Genomic DNA, 16797 nt, shown 5'->3' with positions numbered 1-16797 from the left:
CACGCTAGCGCCTACACGGGGTTCCGTCCAGCTGCGCCGCGGCGTGACACTGTGCCTGCTGTGGCGGCTGGAATGCCCGGGGATGTAGCGACGGGGACGACAGGCGTGTACCAGCGTGTGCCGGCGACTGCAGCACGCATGCAGATCGCAAGCGCATGAGGTCGCACGGCGTGGAGGTGGCGGACACTGCTGCATGGCATGCAGACCAGCGGCATACGGCGTCAGGGTGCGGCGATGCGGTCTTCCGGCTCGTCGACCGACGGAGGCGCCATGAGCGACGCGCGCCATGGCCGATAGGTGACAACGAGCGATGGACTCGTCATCACGCCCATCGCTCGTACCGGCGGTCGCCTGCCGCCCGTGCTGGCGGGACAATGCGCTGATGAGGGGGCGCGGATGAGGCCGCGCGCCCGTAAGGGCCGACTGGTCTGCTGCTGCAGCGGCGGGCACGCGTTGCCGTATATCGCTGTCGCCGTGATTGCTGGGCGTTGCCGTTTTTCCTGCACGTCAGGGATCTGCTGCCGGCGATGGTGCGTCAGCGGCTGCGCCGACGCTGGCGGCGTCGGCGCTGCTGTTCGATCAATGCAGCAGTTCGGCAAACGCGCGGTCGGCCTCGATCACGTCCGGCAATGCGGCGAACAAGGCATCCAGATCCACCGTGTCCATCAACGGACCGCGCACCGCGTCCAACGCCGCCGGCGTGGCGCCACCATGTGCACGCAGCGCGTCGGATACCTGCACCGCCTGGGCGACCAGCAGCGGCATCCGCGCACCTTCCGGCGCAGCGGCCGGGCGGACCTGATAGGCGATGGCTTCCTGGATGACGACAGGCAGCTGCCAGCGACGTACCAGCTCGGCGCCGACTTCCGGGTAGCCGAAGCCCAACTGCAGGGTTTCTTCGGCGGCATGGCCAGCCGATGAGCTGTCGTGATTGATGCGGCTGGCGTAATCCGGCGCGCCGGACTGGATCAGCAGCTCGCCGATGTTGTGCATCATGCCGCAGGTAAAGGCGGTTTCCGGATCCACGCCGTGCTGGCGCGCCAGCAGACGGCAGATGCCGGCCACCTCGAAACTGTGCCGCCAGAACGCCTTCAGATCGAAGCCCGGGCCGGCGCGGAACGCGCCGGTCATCGCCGAGGCCAGCACCAGGGTGCGCAGCGTGTTGAAGCCCAGCCGCATGGCCGCGTCTTCCACGCTGGTGGAGTCGCGCAGGCCGTGGAAGCGCGCCGAATTGGCAAGCCGCAGCACCTTGGCGGCGATCACCGGATCGCGCTCGATGGTGTGCGCCAGCACATCGATGTTGGTTGCCGGATCGTCGAACCGGGCAATCAGGTCCTGCGCCACCTCGGGCACGGTGGGCAAGGTGTGCAACTGGTCGAACAACGCCTCCAACTTCATGATCGCCTCGTGGATGAAAGGTAAGCCAGCGCGGCCGCGCCGGCGTGCATGGTGTAGCACAGACCGGTTGGATGACGATGACCCGCCACGGCGGCTATTCACCCGCGCTTTTGCGTCGATCTGTACCGCATGGCGTGCCGATGCTGCTGCACCGGGCTCGATCGCCAGTCTCAGGCGCGGCAACACGATTGCCGCCCTGCAGGCATTGGCATCGGATGCGCGTGCCTGATGGCCAGCGCGCCCACACACAAGCAGAAAGACTCACGCTGATATGCGACGTGGATGCGTGTGCGCGTGCCGTAGCAGGCGCGCGTCCGCGCCGTTTCAATGAAAATCGCGCGAGGGCAGCTGCATCTCGCCGAGCAGGTCGCTGAGGTCGTGCAGATCGCCGGCGATGAGATGCTCCACGCCGTCCACGCGCTCCCAGCGGCCGCGCACTGCCAGCAGGCGCGATTCCAGCAGCGCACGGCGGCGGCGCAGCGCCAGATGCGACCAGACGATGACATTGATCATGCCGTGTTCGTCTTCCAGGGTGACGAAGATGGTGCCCTTGGCGGTGGCCGGGCGCTGGCGCTGGGTGACCAGGCCGGCGACATGCACGCCGCTGCCATGACGGCGGCCCTGCAATTCGCGCAGGCCGAGGATGCGCCGCTGCCGCATCTGCGGGCGCAGTAGCGCCATCGGATGCTGGCGCAGACTCAGGCCGACCGCGCGATAGTCGGCCAGGATCTCCTCGCCTGCGCGCGGTGCCGCAAACTCCACCGGGCGTTCCTGCGGGCTGCCCGGCAGCAGCGGCCGACGCGCTTCCACGCCGGCCATCGCCCAGCGCGCGGCGTTGCGGTTGCCCACCATGCCCTGCAAGGCGCCGGCTTCGGCCAATGCCAGGCGCGCCTTTTCGTCGAGTGCGGCGCGCAGGCACAGATCGCCGATATCGGCGAAGGCCCGCTGCGCGCGTGCGGCGACAATGCGGTTGGCCACCACTTCCGATAACCCGGCGATCTGGCGCATGCCCAGACGGATCGCCGGTTGTTCGCCGGGGTCTTGGTCGCTGCGCCAGGGCCGGCCACCGACCAGCGTGTTGTCCCAGACGCTGTGCAGCACATCCACCGGCAACACCTCCACGCGCGCGCGCTCGGGACTGCCACGGCGTGCGTCCTGCACGATCTGGCTGGCCGAGTAGAAGCCCATCGGCTGCGCATTGAGCAGCCCGCAGGCGAAGGCCGCCGGCTCGTGGCGCTTGAGCCAGCAGCTAGCATAGACAAGCTTTGCGAACGAGGCGGCATGGCTCTGCGGGAAACCGTAGGAGCCGAAGCCCTTGATCTGCTCGAAGATCTGGTCGATGAAGGTGGAGGCGTAGCCTTTGCCCTGCATGCGCTCGCGCACCCGTGCGCGGTGCTGTTCCATGTCGCCGCCGCGCCGCCAGGCGGCCATCGAGCGGCGTAGATTGTCCGCTTCGCTCTCGCTGTAATCGGCAGCGTGCATCAGCAGCTCCATCACCTGTTCCTGGAATAGCGGAACTCCAAGCGTCGGCTTAAGAATGTCCTCCACCTCTGGCGAGGGGTAGTTCACGTCCTCGCGCCCCTGCCGCCGGCGCAGATACGGGTGCACCATGTCGCCCTGGATCGGGCCGGGGCGCACGATCGCCACTTCGATCACCAGGTCGTAGAACACCGCAGGCTTGAGCCGCGGCAACATCGCCATCTGCGCGCGCGACTCGATCTGGAATACGCCCACGGTGTCGGCGCGCTGGATCATCTTGTAGGTCGGCTCGTCATTGCCTGGCAGCGTGGCAATGCTGTAATCGCGCCCGCGGTGGCCGCGCACCAGCTCCAGCGTCTTGCGGATGCAGGTCAGCATGCCCAGCGCCAGGCAATCGACCTTGAGCAGCTTCATGGTTTCCAGATCGTCCTTGTCCCACTGGATGATGGTGCGGTCGGCCATGGCGGCGTTTTCCACCGGCACCAGCAGCGACAGGGGTTCGTCGGAGATGACGAATCCGCCGACATGCTGCGACAGATGGCGCGGGTGATCGCGCAGTTGCTCGGTCACCGCAAGAATCTTGTTGATCAGCGGGTTGGCCAGATCGAACCCGGCCTCTTCGATGCGCTGTTCCATCGGCGTTTCGCCATTGCCCCAGCCATAGCAATTGGCCAGCAACGCGATCTGGTCCGGCGGCAGGCCGAACGCCTTGGCCACATCGCGCACGGCGCTCTTGCCGCGATAGCAGATCACCGTTGCCGCCAATGCCGCGCGTTCGCGGCCGTACTTGTTGTAGACGTACTGCAGCACCTCCTCGCGGCGTTCGTGTTCGAAATCGACGTCGATGTCCGGGGGCTCGTCGCGTTTTTCGGACAGGAAGCGTGCCATCAACAGACGCGTTTCATCCGGGTTGACCGCGGTGATGCCCAACGCATAACACACCGCCGAGTTGGCCGATGAGCCACGGCCCTGGCAGAGGATGTGCTGCTCGCGGGCGAAGCGCACTACGTCCTGCACGGTGAGAAAGAAGGCCTCGTAGCTCTTATGCGCGATCAGCGCCAGTTCCTTCTCGATGTCGGCGCGTACCTTTGCCGGCGTTCCATTCGGCCACCGCTCACGCATCCCCTCTTCGGTGAGCTGTCGCAGATAACTCGCCGGCGTATGCCCTTGCGGCACCAGTTCGCGTGGATAGGTGTATTCAAGCCTGGAAATATCGAAGCTGCAGCGCTGCGCCAGGTCCACCGCGGCCTGCAACAGCGCATCCGGATAGATGTTGCCCAAGGCACGCCGCGTGCGCAGATGGCGCTCGCCGTTGCGGAACAGGTGCGCGCCGCACTCGGCCAACGGCAAGCCGTGGCGGATGGCGGTCAGGGTGTCCTGCACGATGCGCTCGCGCCGCTGCGCCATATGCACATCGCCGCTGGCCAGAGCGGTCATGCCCAGTTGCTGCGCCAGCAGCTGCAAGGCGAGCAACCGCGCCGCATCGTCCTGTTCGCGGTGCAGTTCCACCGCCAGGAATGCACGCTCGCCGAACAGCTGCTGCAGCCAGGCGCCCTGCTCGGCCTGCGGCTGCGCGCCGGGCAACCACAGCGCGAACACGCCCGGTTCCACCGCGCGAAACTGCGCCTCCACCTCGGCACGCCCAAGCCGGTACGCACCCTTGCCTGCCGCACGCCGCGCGGTGGTGATCAGCGCGCACAACTGCGGATAGCCATACGCGTTTTCCACCAGCAGCACGAAGCGGGTGCCATCGACCAGGGTGAATTCGCTGCCGACGATCAGGCGCACGCCGGTGGCGCGCGAGGCTTCCAGGCCGCGCACGATGCCGGCCAGCGAGCACTCGTCGGTGATCGCCAGGGCGCTGTAGCCGCAGTGGTGCGCGCGCATGAACAATTGTTCGGCGCTGGAGGCACCGCGCAGGAACGAAAAATCCGACAGGCAGTGCAGCTCGGCATAGGCAGGCAGCCCATCGGCGACCATGGCATGGGCGATGTCGTCGTTTGCCGCGCGCAACCGCGCGGCGACCGTCCAGGCGCGCGGCATGCGTCCACCGGGGGTATCGCGGTCCACGCCGTCGACGGCGTCATCCCAGCTCATGCGCGCACCTCTTTGACATCGCGCTGCCGCCACACATGCGCTGCAGATCGACGCGCTGCGTTTGCCTCTTCGGTCCGTGGCATCGGACGCGTGCGGCACCGCTGCGATGACCAGCGCCGCAGGCAATGCACCGCTGCTGCAAGGGCATGCAACCGGTCATGCGAACCACCCGTGCAGCATCCAGCCATCGACACGGCCAGGAGCGGCGAACGCCCAGCCACGCCGGCCGCGCGCGGTTTCCACCACGTAGTAATCGCGGCGCGCCTCGTCGTCGTCCCACCAGCCGCTTTCCAGCCGCTCCGGGCCGGAGATGATGCGCAGCTGCGTCTCGTGCAGGGGCACCGGCTGCGGCAACAGCCAGGTCGGGCGCGGCGGACGCGGCGGCGCCGCAACGTCGCGCACCGCATCGCCAATGGCGCGCCGCCAGGCACGTTCCGGGCGCGGGTCGTCGGCCGGCAGTACGCGGTACACCGCCTCATCGCCCAGCCGCGCGCGCAGGCGCTCGCGCAGCTGCGGCCACTCCACCGATTGCTGCGCACGTTGATCGAACAGATCGCGCATGGCCGGCACGAACGGTGGCAGCTGCCGCGCCAGCAGGCGCATCGCCACTACCGGGCGTGGAATCTCCACCCGCTCCAGCCGGTTACGCGCAAGCTCGAACAACAGCGTCGGCGCGCGCTCCGGCGTCAGCAAGCCGATCTCGACATCGGTGGCGCCTTCTTCGTGTTCCAGCCGCAGCAGGAACCGTTGCACGCCGCCGTCGCGGATGGACAGGTAGGTGCACAGGTCGCCGATCAGGCGGCGCAGCGGGAACAGCAGCGCCGGATGCATTTCCACCTCGTAGCCGAGTTCCACACGCTGGTCGAAGTGGTCCGGTGGCGCGTAGCACTCCAGGGGGTCGTCGACCTGGCCGTAGAGGCGGTCCAGATGCTCGAGCAGGCCCGCGCCGAACCGCCGGCGCAGCCCATCGCGCGGCAACGCGCGCACCGCCGCCAGCGTGCGCACGCCCATGTGTTGCAGGCGCTCGCCGGCATCGCCCGGCAACGCGGCGCGGCGTACCGGTACCTTGTCCAGCGTGGCGTGCAAGGCCGGCAACTGCGTCACCACCATGCCATCGCGCAAACCGGCCAGCACGCGCGCGGCGCGCGGCGTAGGTGCCAGTGCAAGCCGGTGCCGGAAGCCCAAGGCCTGCAGTTCATCGCGCAGGCGGCGCTCGAAACGCGGCCATGGACCGAACAACCGAAAACTGGCACCGGCCTCCAGCACGATGGCACGCGACCATTGCTGGCTCACCAACGAACTGTGCCGGTACGCCCACGCCGCAAGAAACCGCTGCGTACGCGCCTCAGCCTGGGCCTCGTAATCGATGGTGCGTACATGGGACATCAGCGCATGCGCCGCCGACAGCCGCATGCCGGCTTTCAGGCCGGCGGCGGACGCCGCTGCATTGACCGAGTGCAGGCTGCGCAACTGCGCCGGCCCTTCCACCAGCACTAGCGGTGCGTCCGGCTCTTCCAGACGCCGGAGGACGGCGTCCAGCGCCAGCTGCGGCAGCAAGATGCAGGCCCACAACATGCGCGCGCCTCAATGCGCCAGCCGCAACGGCTGCGACGGGACCTGCCCGCCGCGGCACTTGCGTACCTGCCAGGCATCGCGCTCGGGCAGGAATTCCAGCCGTAACGCCGCCGGCGATGCGTTGACCGCATGCTTGCGATCGCGCAGCGCGAACGCGCAGCAGTTGCCGCTGTCGGCGGCGACCTGCAGCCGCCGCAATGCGCGTGCATCGCCGGTTTGCGGCCAGCCCAGCACCGCCGCGCACGCGCCACTGCGCAGGCATTGCTCGAACGCCCACAAGGCATCGCGCGGCTCAGCCTGCACCACTTCCAGCTGTTCCAGCACCACCCCGCCCGCCTGCCAGGCCGGCGCATAGGGAATGAACGGCGGCGCCACCAGCACCACCCGGCTGCTGGCGCCGGTCATGCGCGCCAGCGTGGGCAACAGCAGTGCGATCTCGCCCACGCCGTGCGCGGGCAGCAGCAACTCGGTCAGTGCCCGCCGCGGCCAGCCGCCATCGGGTAGCAGCGCATCCAGCGCCGCATGCCCGGTGGATTCGCCGCCATGGGCGATGGCGGTGCCACGACCCGCGCGCCACACCGTGCGCGCGGCCAGCAGGGCGTCCAGCGGCAGGGCGACTGCCGCGTTGCCGTCCTGCCTGATGCGGGCGGGCTCCTGGCTCATCTCAACCCTGCCGGATCAGACCGCAGTACAGTCCTTCGATCGCGAAGTCGGCATCGGCCGCCACCACGATCGGCGCGTGCGCGCGGTTGCGCGGCAACAGGCGGATGCGTTCGGCACCCCGCTCCAGCCGCTTGATGGTGATTTCACCATCCACCCGCGCCACCACGATCTGCCCATCGCGCGCCTCGCTGCTGCGATGCACGCCGACCAGATCGCCGTCCAGGATGCCGTCGTCGATCATCGAATCGCCTTGCACCTGCAGCAGATAGTCCGGACGCAACGAGAACAGCGTGCGGTCCAGCCACAACTGCCGGTCCAGGCCGATATCCGCCCCGATCGGCACACCGGCCGCCACCCGGCCCAGCACCGGCAAGGCCAGCAAGGCATCGCGCGCGGCCCCGCCCGGCATGCGGATGCCACGTTTCTGATTGGGCAGCAGCTCGATCAACCCGGCCTCGGCCAGCGCCTGCACGTGCTTCTGCGCGGCATTGCGCGAGGCGAACCCGAACGCCTGCGCAATCTCGGCCAGGCTGGGGGATACCCCTGCACGGGCCTGTTCCTGCAGGAAAGCCAGCACCGCCTGACGCTTGGGGGAGAGAGATTCCATGGGAGTGCAACGGCCGGACGGGACAAGGTGTACATTTGTACACCTGTCGGTCGCAGCAGGCGAGATCGGCCCATGCAGGTTGCTGAGCCGCTTCAGCCAGGACGGGCTTGTGATCGGCTGGAGACGGAGTTATAACTTACGTACTAACGAGGGCGTCGACCATGAAGCTCAAGATCACCTCCATCGGCAATTCCGCTGGCGTCATCCTGCCCAAGGAACTGCTCGCCCGCCTGCGCCTGGGCAAGGGCGACGAACTCTATGCACTGGAAACGCCCGACGGCATCAAGCTGACCGCGTTCGACCCGACCCTGGCCGCGCAGATGGATGTGGCCGAGCAGGTGATGCGCAACCGCCGCGCGTTGCTGCACAAGCTGGCGCAATAAGGCTCGACCATGATCGTCTGGATCGAGCGGCCACTTGTCCTGGCCATCCACGATCGCCAACTGGCCGAACACGGCGGCGGCAGCGGCGTGCGCGACGACGCCCTGCTCGACTCGGCACTTGCCAGGCCAAAGCAACTGCTGTCCTACGGCGAGCCGCCACCGGACCTGGCTGCGCTTGCCGCCAGTCTTGCCTACGGATTGGGCCGCAACCATCCGTTTGTCGACGGCAACAAGCGCACTGCCGCCGTCGCTTGCGAAACCTTCATCGTGCTCAACGGAGCGACCTTGGCCGCCGATGATCTGGAACTCTACGGTTTCTACATCGGCCTGGCCGATGGCTCACTCGATGAAGCGGCTTGCGCCGCATGGTTGCGCTCACGCCTGCGCTTGCGGCATCCAGATCGCGTGCACGAATCGGCGCCGTCATATGGGTGACTGGTAGCCCGGCAAGCCTACAGTGCAGCAGCCATCCATGGCGCACATCGCTGCCCTGCCCGCTGCCACTGAAAACAGCGTCAGCGCCTAGTCCTTCGCATACACCACCCCCAGCTTGTCGATCTCCTCACCCGCGCGACCGGTGAAACCGGCGATATGCCAGCCGCTGGGAGCGCTCAGCGTGTAGCTCTCGCTGGTCGGGCTGCCTACCTGCACGCTGCGGCCTTTGTTGGTGCGCAGGCTCAGCGAGAACAGGCGGGTGCGGTCGTTGTACTTGCCCACAGTGAAGGTGGCCGAGGACAGCGTTTCGTTGGCACCCAGCGACAGTGTGGTCGCCTGCCCACCGCTGCCGCCATGCGCGAGCAGCTTGCCGCTGTCCAGGATCACGCCGACGCCATCCAGGCGCGCACCGCCGCGCAGGGTCACACCACTGAGCGGGCGCACGCCCGGGTTGCCGGCCAGATCGTTGAACGGAACGCCATGCGGACCACCGAACTGGTCGCTGGTGCGCAATCGGTCGCCCACGGCCCATCCGAATTGCACATGCAGCGGGTAGTGGTCGGACAGCGGCTTGCCGGCGCTGTCATAGAAGCCGCCGCCATCGAGCTGGTAACGGTTGGCCACCAGGGTCAATTGCGGCGCATCGCGGTACAGGATCTTGTCGACCACTTCGCAGCTATTGGTGGGCGGCGTGCCGCACAACAGCGGTGCGGCGCCGGCCGCCGGTGCTGCGCCCTTGATCAGTTCCACCCACGGATCGGTCAAACCGTTGGAGGCGATCAACTCGCGGATGTTGTCGTCGCTGCGGGTGTAGCGCGTATTGGAATCCATCATCACCAGCACCGCATTGCCGGCCGACCAGGTCTGGATGAACTGCGAGAGCTGGCCGATATTGGCGCGACGTGCGGACAGGTCGCCCGCTTCGACCCCGGCATTGGGATGCGCATTGTAGACGTCCAGCAACACGCCGTCGGCCAGGCGCACGCGCATGTAACTGAAACCCTTCGGGGTCAGGCAGTCGGTGCCGTTGCACTGGTTCCACTTGACCCGGGTGAAGTCGTTGAAGGGATAGTTGCTGAGCGTGTTGAGCCCGTCGCCGAACGCGGCACCGCCACTGGTGGCTGTGCGGTAGGGATGCGCGTCGCCGGCGTACAGCGTCGCGTGGTAGTTGAAGTCTTCCTGCACGTTGACCAGCCCGTAAGGCGCCAGTTTCGGTGCGAGCAGTGCGGTGTTGGTGGCCGGCGTTCCGCTGGACAGGCCTTCGGGCAGGCCGGCGACGTTGTAGGTCAGTACGTCGAGTACGCCGACGTCCGTTTGCGCCTGGGCGATGCCTGCGCAGGCAAGTGTGAGAGCAGCTAACAAAACGTAGCGAGCGTTTGTCAGGTGGGTGCGGACGGCGCGGAGGAACCGCAGTGTACGAGTGGTACATGAGGATTCCGAGCACCGGCCGCGCCCGCCTGGCGAACGCGCAGTAGTTTTGGTAGTTGCTCTCAGAGCGGTTCCGAGACTGACGAGAGTACGTCGCTGGTGGAGCATAAATCGCCTCTTGCAGTGGTGAGAAACAGCGGCTGGCACGGTGGCCAGGGAAACGGCGCCGATGCGCCGATGCAACCACACGCGCCGGTCGCGGTCGGCGCGCGCGGCGTCATTCGCTCAGGTAATGCGGGTCGATCGCGGCGTCGATCAATGTCGCCAGGGCTGGTAGCGGGCAGTCGTACTCCGGGGTGGCGCTGCTGCAGCCGGGAATGAACACCGGCGATGACGGCGGCGGCACCTGCGGTGTCAGCGCGCGGCGTTCGCGCAGTTGCGCCAGCGTCTGCGCGGTATAGCGCAGGCGGATCACCCGCTGCCCATCGGCACGCCGCCAGCGCTCGAAGACCAAGGCGCCGCCAGGCACGGTCTGGTCGGGTTGGTAACCGGGCAACTGCCAATGCAGATCGAACATGCCGGCCAGCAAGGTCAGCGTGCCGTCGTGACCGGACAGCACCACCAGCCGTGCATCGCCACCGATCGGCGTGGCCTGCGGTGGATTGCGATTGCCACTGGCGACACTGCCTTGCTGCAGTGTCGCCAGCAGCCGCGCCGCCAGCGGCGTACTGGCCATGCGCGCCACCGTCGGCGCACGCAGGCGCAGCGCGAACTCGGCCTGATGCGGTGCGAACGCGCGCAGCAGACTGGCTTCGTCCACGCCTTGCCATCCCAACGCGGCAAAGTCCTGGCCGTCGGCCCAGCCCATCAACAGGCTTTCGCTGATGCCGGAGGCTGCCGGTGCCGGGCCTTGGACACCGGCGATTCCGTCGTGGGTAGCGCCCATGCCTGCGGGCACCGCATCCAGGCGTTGCTTGCCGGCACCGGCCTGGGTCGGGCACGGCCGCTGCGCGCACTGCAGCAACAGTTGCTGCAAGCTGTCGATCGCATCGCGTTGCGCCGCGTTCCAGGCGACCACATCGCCGCCGACGCGGCCGGCGATGGCCGCGCGCATCAACGCCGTCGCAGCGGGTTGTCGCAATGCCGGCGCGCCGTCAAACAGTGGATCGGACGCGTCATCGGCCACGTGGTGCACCGTGTTCGTACACCCCGGGGTGAGCGTGCTTGCCAACGCGCGCGCCGAGGCGATGGTGCGCTGGGTGCGATTGGCCCAGTAGTAGACATTGGCGCAGCCATCGCCATCGAACAGACCCAGCGGCGTGTAACGGGCGCGGTAGTAGGCACCGAATAATGCCTCCAGACGCGCACCGTTTGCGGTCAGGTGGCCGGCCGGCACATCGAAGCGGGGCCAGGGACGTGCGGAATAGCGACCCAGTTGCTCCGGGCTGGACATCGCCGCACGCACGCCGTGGCGCTTGAGGATGACGACTTTCTCAAGCGTCTCCGACGTGGTGGCGGCATGCACTACCGGCATGGCCAGGCCGGCCACGACCAAGACAAAAAAACCGATACAGCTACGAAGCAGTAATGACATGAGTGGTCTCAACACGTGATGCAGGTGCTGCACAGCGCGATACGCGGCGATGTGCCGCTGGCAACAGCGCCACAGCCGAAGCCATGGCCCTTGCAGATGGCGCCTTGCAGCAAGGCGCCCGGTGGCGGCATTGGCTGCCGCCAACAAACTGGATCGGCGATCACGACGGCTGCGCTCGTCGCAAGGCCTTCATGGCGGTATGTCACCCGCAAACACAGCGCCCCAAATGCACATCGCACGTCGCTGACAACTGCTCGCCAGGTCTCCAGCCCTTGTCAAAAGCGCGCGCGCAACCCCAGCGACCAGGTGCGGCCGTAGTCGGTATAGCCGCCGAACAAGTGATCGCCAACGAACTGGCGCTGCACTTCGCCGGTGAGATTGATCGCGTTGACGAACACCGACAGCGTGTCGTTGACCTTGTAGGCGACATTGGCATCCAGGCTGCCGAACCGGTCGCTGTTGAGCGTGGCCACATTGGCGGTGCCCACCGCGTTGAGGATGTCGTCGCTCCAGCTGTAGCTGACGCGTGCCATCAACGGTCCCTTCTCGTAGAACAGCACAGCGTTGTAGGTGTTCCTGGCCACGCCTTCCAGGCTGTCGGTGAAGCTGCCGGTGCCGTCGTGATAGGTCGCCTTGCTGTCGGTCCAGGTGTAGTTGAGCTGCATGCCCAGGCCGTCCAGCGGCGACGGCAGGCCGCTGAAGACCTGCTGATACGCCACTTCCGCGCCTTGCACCATCGCCTTGCTGCCGTTGGTCTTGGACGACAGCAGATAGGTCTGGCCTTGGTAGACCAGGTTGGACATCTGGGTCTGGATGAAGCTGGAGATGTCCTTGTAGAACAGACCGCTGGTCAGTGCCGAGGTGCCGTCGATGTACCACTCGAAGGTCAGGTCGTACTGCCACGCTTCGAAGGGCTGCAGCGCTGGGTTGCCGCCGCTGGCGGTGAGGCGTTCGCCACTGGAATTGAAGGTCAGCTTGGACGACAGATCGGTAAGGTCAGGGCGCGTGATCACCTTGGCCGCGGAAGTCCGCAGCACCATGTCCTCGCGCACGTCCCAGGCCGCGTTGAACGAAGGCAGCACATTGGTATAGCTGCGCTCGAAATGCACCGGCTGTGCGCTGCCGTTGACATCGGCATGGCCATCGGTGGCCTGCTCGGTGCGCACCACGCGCGCGCCGACATTACCGCGCAGTTCCCGGCCCGCCAGTTGGGTGGCGAAGTTGCTCATCGCGTACGCCGAGGCAATCTTTTCCTGCACCTCGTAGGAATTCTGCAGGTCGGCGCTGTTGGGCGTGTTGCTCAGATCGGCGCTGGTCGGCCAATTGCCCCAGAACGCGGATTCGATCGGCGCCAGCCATTGCCGCGGCAGGTTGCCGTTGGCGTCCGACAGCATGTCGCCCACCGGCAACGCGGTGAAATAGCTGCCCGGGAAACGTACCCCGGCAATGCTGTTGAGCAGCAGGTCGGCGCGATCGTAGGTGCGCGAACGCTGGCGGTACTTGGCGCCCACCTTGAAGTCGCGAAAGAAGCTGCCGTCGAGTGTGCGCCTGGCATCGAACTGCAGCGCGTCTTCCTTGTCGCGCGCATCGATCTCGCGCCATTCCAGCCGGCGCCCTGCCACGGTGGCCGGGTTGGTCGGATCGAAGCCGTTGGTGAAGCTCCAGTCCGGTACGTTGTCGCCGTCGGCTTGCGGCATGTCCACGCGCATCGACAGGTTGGTGCCGCTGCGCAGACGGGTGCGCCGGATCGGATCGGAGTCGTAGCTGTGCGCCTGCGAGTGGAACGCCACTGCGCCCAGTGTCCACTGGTCGCCGCTCCAGGTACTGGACAGGCGTGCGCTGCGGTTGTCGTCGGTGATGCCGGAGGTCTCGCGCGAGATCTGCACCTGGCCGTTGCGATAATCGAAGCCGGTGATACCGCCATTTTCCACCCGCAGATTGCTCAGCTTGGCCAGGCTGTCGAAGCCCACGCCCATGCTGTATTCGTCGTAATGCACGGTCTGCCTGGCGTAGAGCAGATCCAGGTTGGTCTCCCACGCCGCGCTGGGCTTCCATTGCAGCGAGGCCGCCACGCCGGTGCGCTCGCGCTCTTCCAGCTCCAGTGTCGGGCGCAGGCCGGTGGGAACGTAATTGGCACCGGGCACGCCCGGCACGCCGTTGCGGTAGTAGTCCCAGCTCACCTCGTTGACGCGGTCCTGGCGCAGCGTGCGTTGCGCATACGCGCCGGAAATCAGCATGCCGAAGGTGCCTTCGGCATTGACCCAGTTGAACAGCCCGGAGACGCGCGGATCGTTGGCCTGGGTGCGCTGGGCCTGGCTGGATTCCAGCGATACGTTGGTCAGTGTCTTGCCCAGCTCCAGCGGGCGGAATGTGCGCACGTTGACGATGCCGCCGATGGCGCCTTCGTCCAGGTCGGCGGTGGGGCTCTTGATCACGTCCAGCCCGGAGACCAGTTCGGCCGGCAGCGTGTCGTAGCGGAATTGCCGCCCGGTCTGGCCGGAGGTGCGCACGTTCTCGTTGACCGCCATGGTCTGGCCGTTGAGCGTGGTGACCTGGAAATTCGGGCCCAGGCCGCGTACGCGCACGTACACGCCTTCGCCGCGGTCGCGCACGATCGACACGCCCGGCACGCGCTGCAGCGCCTCGGCCACGTTCTGCGCGGGCAGCTTGCCGATGTCTTCGGCGGCGATCACATCCACCACGCTGTCGGCGTAGCGTTTCTGGCGCAACGCGGCGCTGAGGCTGCCGGCGTAACTGCCGAGCACCTGGATGCTGTCCAGTTCCTGCACCGGCGCGTCTGCACGCGGCACCGGTGCCGTGGCGACCGCGGCCGTTGCCGGAGCCGCTGGCGGCAGGCCGGGCGCCGGCTCGGCGGTTTCGATCGTCACCGTGGTCGCATCGAGATAGCGGTAGCGCAGGCCGGTACCGTCGAGCAATTGCTGCAGGGCCTGCTCGGGTGCGACGCCGGCCGCGGTGGCGCGGGTCTGCGGGTTGCCGGCCACGCCGGCGGCATAGACAAACTGCAGCCCGGTCTGGCGCGACAGTGCATTGAGCGCGCGCGCCAGGGGCTGGGCCGGAATCGCCTCGACCGCGACGGTGGCAGCAGCCGTCTGGGCGCCAGCAGTGCCGGCGTGCAGGGCGAGAGCGATCGAAAGAAACAACGTACGGCGCATCGTGGAATCCAGTAGGGGAGGAAGCAATGCGCAACACCACCCGCCAGGCGGGAATGCTGCGTTGTACCTGGACTACGAGCATCGACAGCGACGATCGGGCACCGTTTTTTGATGAATTTTCTGTGACATCTGCGCAGGCACCGAACGGTGCGGGCGCGACGCACTGCATCTGCATCGCGCTGCGCCTTGCGTGCACGTGAGGACGTGAGGTCTTGCATGTGCGTGGACGCAGCCGCAGACGGCCATCGGCATGCACGCGGCGCAATGGCATCGACAACCTCATCCACTGCGCGCAGGATCAATGCATGTGGGCTACGCGCGCGATGCGGCATGCGCACGCGCTGCACGCATTACGGCGTCGTGCAGCGCCGTGGCTATCGCGTCGCCGTTCCCGGCGCAGGCCGGCTGCTCACGCGCAGCATCCCCGGCGTGCTGACAACGCGCAGGTTCGGCTGGCCATCCAGGAAGGCACGCAGCGCGGCGAGATCGTCACCGCGCAGATTGCCGGTGAGCCGCAGCGCACCGGCGGCAGCATCGTCGATCGACAAACGCGTGCGGTTGAGACGATTGAAGTCTTCGGCCACCGTGGCCAGCGGCGCGTCGCGGAACACGATGCGCCGCTGCCGCCAGGCATGCATGACGGCCACCTCTTCGCTGGCCAGTTCGATCTTGCCGGTGGCCGCATTGATCCGTGCGCTCTGCCCTGCCCCCAGGTTGGCAAGCATCGGCTGACCATCGCGCGCGTCGCGCCAGACATGGACACGGCCCTCGGCGACCTCGATGCGTGCCTGGTGTTGATACAGGGCGATATCGAAGGTGGTGCCGATATCCTCGACACGCAGATGGCCTGCATGCACCTGCAACGGGCGCCGATCCGGCGCGACCACGAAGCTGGCCTGGCCACGCAGCAGCTGAAGGTGGCGGCTCCACGGCGTCATGGTGGCACGCAGGCTGCTTTGCCCATTCAAATGCACCACGCTGCGGTCGGCCAACTGCACGCTACGCTGCTCGCCGTGCGCAGTGGCGTAGGTCTGCGTGCGTGGCCAGGCCCAGCCGGTCAGGATCGCCACGCCGCACAGCGCCGCGGCCAGGCCCATGCGCCAGCTGCGCATGCGTGCCTTGGGTTGGCCTTCGCTGCGGCGCGGCCGGGCAGCGGGTTGCGGTGCTGGCGGCACTTGTGACCGCAGCGGCAGCGCAATCACATTGGGCGGCGCGGCATCGGCAGTCTTGCGCCGGTCGGCAGCAAGCAGGGCATCCACGTCCAGGTCCATGCCGCGCATGGCATCGCCCAGATCGCCGGCCACACGCAGCACCGCCATGTATTCGCGTACATGCAGCGGCGATGCGGTCAGCCATTGCAGAAAGCCGGCCTGTTGCGTCGCATCCAGCGCCTGCATGCGTTGCAGCGCGTGCCAGTGCGCGGCTTCACCGACAACGCTGCGGCTCGGTAACACCGGCTTGCTCACCAGCTGTCCCCGCTGTCGGCGACCGCTCGCCTGCAGGCCGACAAGCCACGCACCACATGCTTCTTGACCATATGCGCAGACACCCCCATGCGCTCGGCGATCTGCTTGTAACTGAGCCCGTCGCGGTACTGCATCACCAATACCGCGCAGGTGCGCTCCGGCAACGTGGCCAGCAGGGCCTGCAGGCGTTGCTGGCGCTGCTGCCGGTGCGCGGCGTCTTCCACGTCGTCGCCTGCGGCCAGAAGCTGCGAAAACTGTTCCATCTCGTCGATGTGCAGTGGCGCCTGCTTGCGTCGCGCGGCCTGCTCGCGCGCCAGGTTCAGCGCCACCGTGTACAGATACGCCTCGGGATTGGCGATCGCCTCGCCTTGATCCTGATGCGCACGCAACAGCCGCAGATAGGTTTCCTGCACCAGGTCTTCGGCATCCTCGTTGGCGCCGCGACGCACGAAAAAGCCGCGCAGCACCGACCCGTGCTGGGTGAATACCTGCGTCCAGGCGCGGGTGGCGTTGGCTTTCATGCGGGCGCGTTCCCCTGTGCGCTGGGCCGGCTAGCCTG

13 protein-coding genes and 1 other RNA gene are annotated in these 16797 nt (G+C 67.2%); 3 read left to right on the top strand and 11 right to left on the bottom strand.

Annotation, left to right across the window (positions count from 1 at the left end):
* Positions 1-579: 579 nt before the first annotated feature.
* The 5 genes from ABQ137_RS06300 to lexA all read right to left on the bottom strand — a co-directional run bounded on the left by ABQ137_RS06300 (position 580) and on the right by lexA (position 7819).
* On the bottom strand, positions 580-1398 hold the full coding sequence (locus tag ABQ137_RS06300; protein ID WP_046341997.1) for an HDOD domain-containing protein: 819 nt from the start codon (positions 1396-1398) through the stop codon (positions 580-582).
* Positions 1399-1722: 324 nt separating this feature from the next.
* Positions 1723-4974, bottom strand: a complete 3252-nt coding sequence (locus ABQ137_RS06295; protein WP_349781615.1) for an error-prone DNA polymerase — start codon at positions 4972-4974, stop codon at positions 1723-1725.
* Positions 4975-5130: 156 nt separating this feature from the next.
* On the bottom strand, positions 5131-6549 hold the full coding sequence (locus ABQ137_RS06290; RefSeq protein ID WP_016903823.1) for a Y-family DNA polymerase: 1419 nt from the start codon (positions 6547-6549) through the stop codon (positions 5131-5133).
* 9 nt (positions 6550-6558) lie between these two features.
* Complete coding sequence (gene imuA, locus ABQ137_RS06285) at positions 6559-7212, bottom strand: translesion DNA synthesis-associated protein ImuA (RefSeq protein ID WP_228912127.1); 654 nt, start codon at positions 7210-7212, stop codon at positions 6559-6561.
* 1 nt (position 7213) lies between these two features.
* A complete protein-coding gene (gene lexA, locus ABQ137_RS06280) occupies positions 7214-7819 on the bottom strand; it encodes a transcriptional repressor LexA (RefSeq protein ID WP_046341994.1) in 606 nt (201 codons plus the stop codon).
* A 161-nt stretch (positions 7820-7980) separates the two neighbouring features.
* On the opposite strand from lexA, the gene ABQ137_RS06275 reads away from it, so the two are divergent.
* Together ABQ137_RS06275 and ABQ137_RS06270 are read left to right on the top strand one after the other, a co-directional pair.
* Positions 7981-8202: an AbrB/MazE/SpoVT family DNA-binding domain-containing protein gene (locus tag ABQ137_RS06275; RefSeq protein ID WP_016903820.1), complete on the top strand. Its 222-nt coding sequence runs from the start codon at positions 7981-7983 to the stop codon at positions 8200-8202.
* A 9-nt stretch (positions 8203-8211) separates the two neighbouring features.
* Complete coding sequence (locus ABQ137_RS06270) at positions 8212-8637, top strand: type II toxin-antitoxin system death-on-curing family toxin (protein ID WP_104568814.1); 426 nt, start codon at positions 8212-8214, stop codon at positions 8635-8637.
* Between the two features lie 87 nt (positions 8638-8724).
* On the opposite strand, the gene ABQ137_RS06265 is transcribed toward ABQ137_RS06270, so the two are convergent.
* From ABQ137_RS06265 to ABQ137_RS06250, 4 genes are all read right to left on the bottom strand, one after another.
* Positions 8725-9999: a jacalin-like lectin gene (locus ABQ137_RS06265; protein WP_228912128.1), complete on the bottom strand. Its 1275-nt coding sequence runs from the start codon at positions 9997-9999 to the stop codon at positions 8725-8727.
* Positions 9991-10066, bottom strand: a non-coding RNA gene (locus ABQ137_RS06260) — sX9 sRNA. Before ABQ137_RS06260 ends, ABQ137_RS06265 begins: the two co-directional genes overlap by 9 nt.
* 216 nt (positions 10067-10282) lie before the next feature.
* On the bottom strand, positions 10283-11599 hold the full coding sequence (locus ABQ137_RS06255) for a histidine-type phosphatase (protein ID WP_349781611.1): 1317 nt from the start codon (positions 11597-11599) through the stop codon (positions 10283-10285).
* Between the two features lie 275 nt (positions 11600-11874).
* Positions 11875-14772 (bottom strand): TonB-dependent receptor, encoded by a 2898-nt coding sequence (locus ABQ137_RS06250; protein ID WP_349781609.1) that lies wholly within the window; start codon positions 14770-14772, stop codon positions 11875-11877.
* A gap of 26 nt (positions 14773-14798) precedes the next feature.
* Here ABQ137_RS06250 and ABQ137_RS06245 point away from each other — a divergent pair, with 26 nt between their 5' ends.
* A complete protein-coding gene (locus tag ABQ137_RS06245) occupies positions 14799-14972 on the top strand; it encodes a hypothetical protein (protein ID WP_184611123.1) in 174 nt (57 codons plus the stop codon).
* 174 nt (positions 14973-15146) lie between these two features.
* Here the strand turns inward: ABQ137_RS06245 and ABQ137_RS06240 are convergent, their stop codons facing one another.
* Entirely contained in the window at positions 15147-16169 is a 1023-nt protein-coding gene (locus tag ABQ137_RS06240; RefSeq protein WP_349782337.1) for a FecR family protein, read from the bottom strand.
* A 65-nt stretch (positions 16170-16234) separates the two neighbouring features.
* A complete protein-coding gene (locus ABQ137_RS06235; protein WP_184431858.1) occupies positions 16235-16759 on the bottom strand; it encodes an RNA polymerase sigma factor in 525 nt (174 codons plus the stop codon).
* Positions 16760-16797: the final 38 nt, after the last annotated feature.

The organism is Xanthomonas sp. WHRI 8393, assembly GCF_040203315.1.
In the GTDB taxonomy this organism is placed as follows: Bacteria; Pseudomonadota; Gammaproteobacteria; order Xanthomonadales; family Xanthomonadaceae; genus Xanthomonas; species Xanthomonas arboricola.
The sequence above is the reverse complement of the archived record's forward strand: the minus strand, read 5'-3'. Positions and strand labels throughout refer to the sequence as shown.

Coding starts and splice junctions, on each gene's coding strand:
- ABQ137_RS06300 (WP_046341997.1), bottom strand. CDS start 1,398: ATGAAGTTGGAGGCGTTGTTCGACCAGTTGCACACCTTGCCCACCGTG.
- ABQ137_RS06295 (WP_349781615.1), bottom strand. CDS start 4,974: ATGAGCTGGGATGACGCCGTCGACGGCGTGGACCGCGATACCCCCGGT.
- ABQ137_RS06290 (WP_016903823.1), bottom strand. CDS start 6,549: ATGTTGTGGGCCTGCATCTTGCTGCCGCAGCTGGCGCTGGACGCCGTC.
- imuA (WP_228912127.1), bottom strand. CDS start 7,212: ATGAGCCAGGAGCCCGCCCGCATCAGGCAGGACGGCAACGCGGCAGTC.
- lexA (WP_046341994.1), bottom strand. CDS start 7,819: ATGGAATCTCTCTCCCCCAAGCGTCAGGCGGTGCTGGCTTTCCTGCAG.
- ABQ137_RS06275 (WP_016903820.1), top strand. CDS start 7,981: ATGAAGCTCAAGATCACCTCCATCGGCAATTCCGCTGGCGTCATCCTG.
- ABQ137_RS06270 (WP_104568814.1), top strand. CDS start 8,212: ATGATCGTCTGGATCGAGCGGCCACTTGTCCTGGCCATCCACGATCGC.
- ABQ137_RS06255 (WP_349781611.1), bottom strand. CDS start 11,599: ATGTCATTACTGCTTCGTAGCTGTATCGGTTTTTTTGTCTTGGTCGTG.
- ABQ137_RS06250 (WP_349781609.1), bottom strand. CDS start 14,772: ATGCGCCGTACGTTGTTTCTTTCGATCGCTCTCGCCCTGCACGCCGGC.
- ABQ137_RS06245 (WP_184611123.1), top strand. CDS start 14,799: ATGCGCAACACCACCCGCCAGGCGGGAATGCTGCGTTGTACCTGGACT.
- ABQ137_RS06240 (WP_349782337.1), bottom strand. CDS start 16,169: ATGCAGGCGCTGGATGCGACGCAACAGGCCGGCTTTCTGCAATGGCTG.
- ABQ137_RS06235 (WP_184431858.1), bottom strand. CDS start 16,759: ATGAAAGCCAACGCCACCCGCGCCTGGACGCAGGTATTCACCCAGCAC.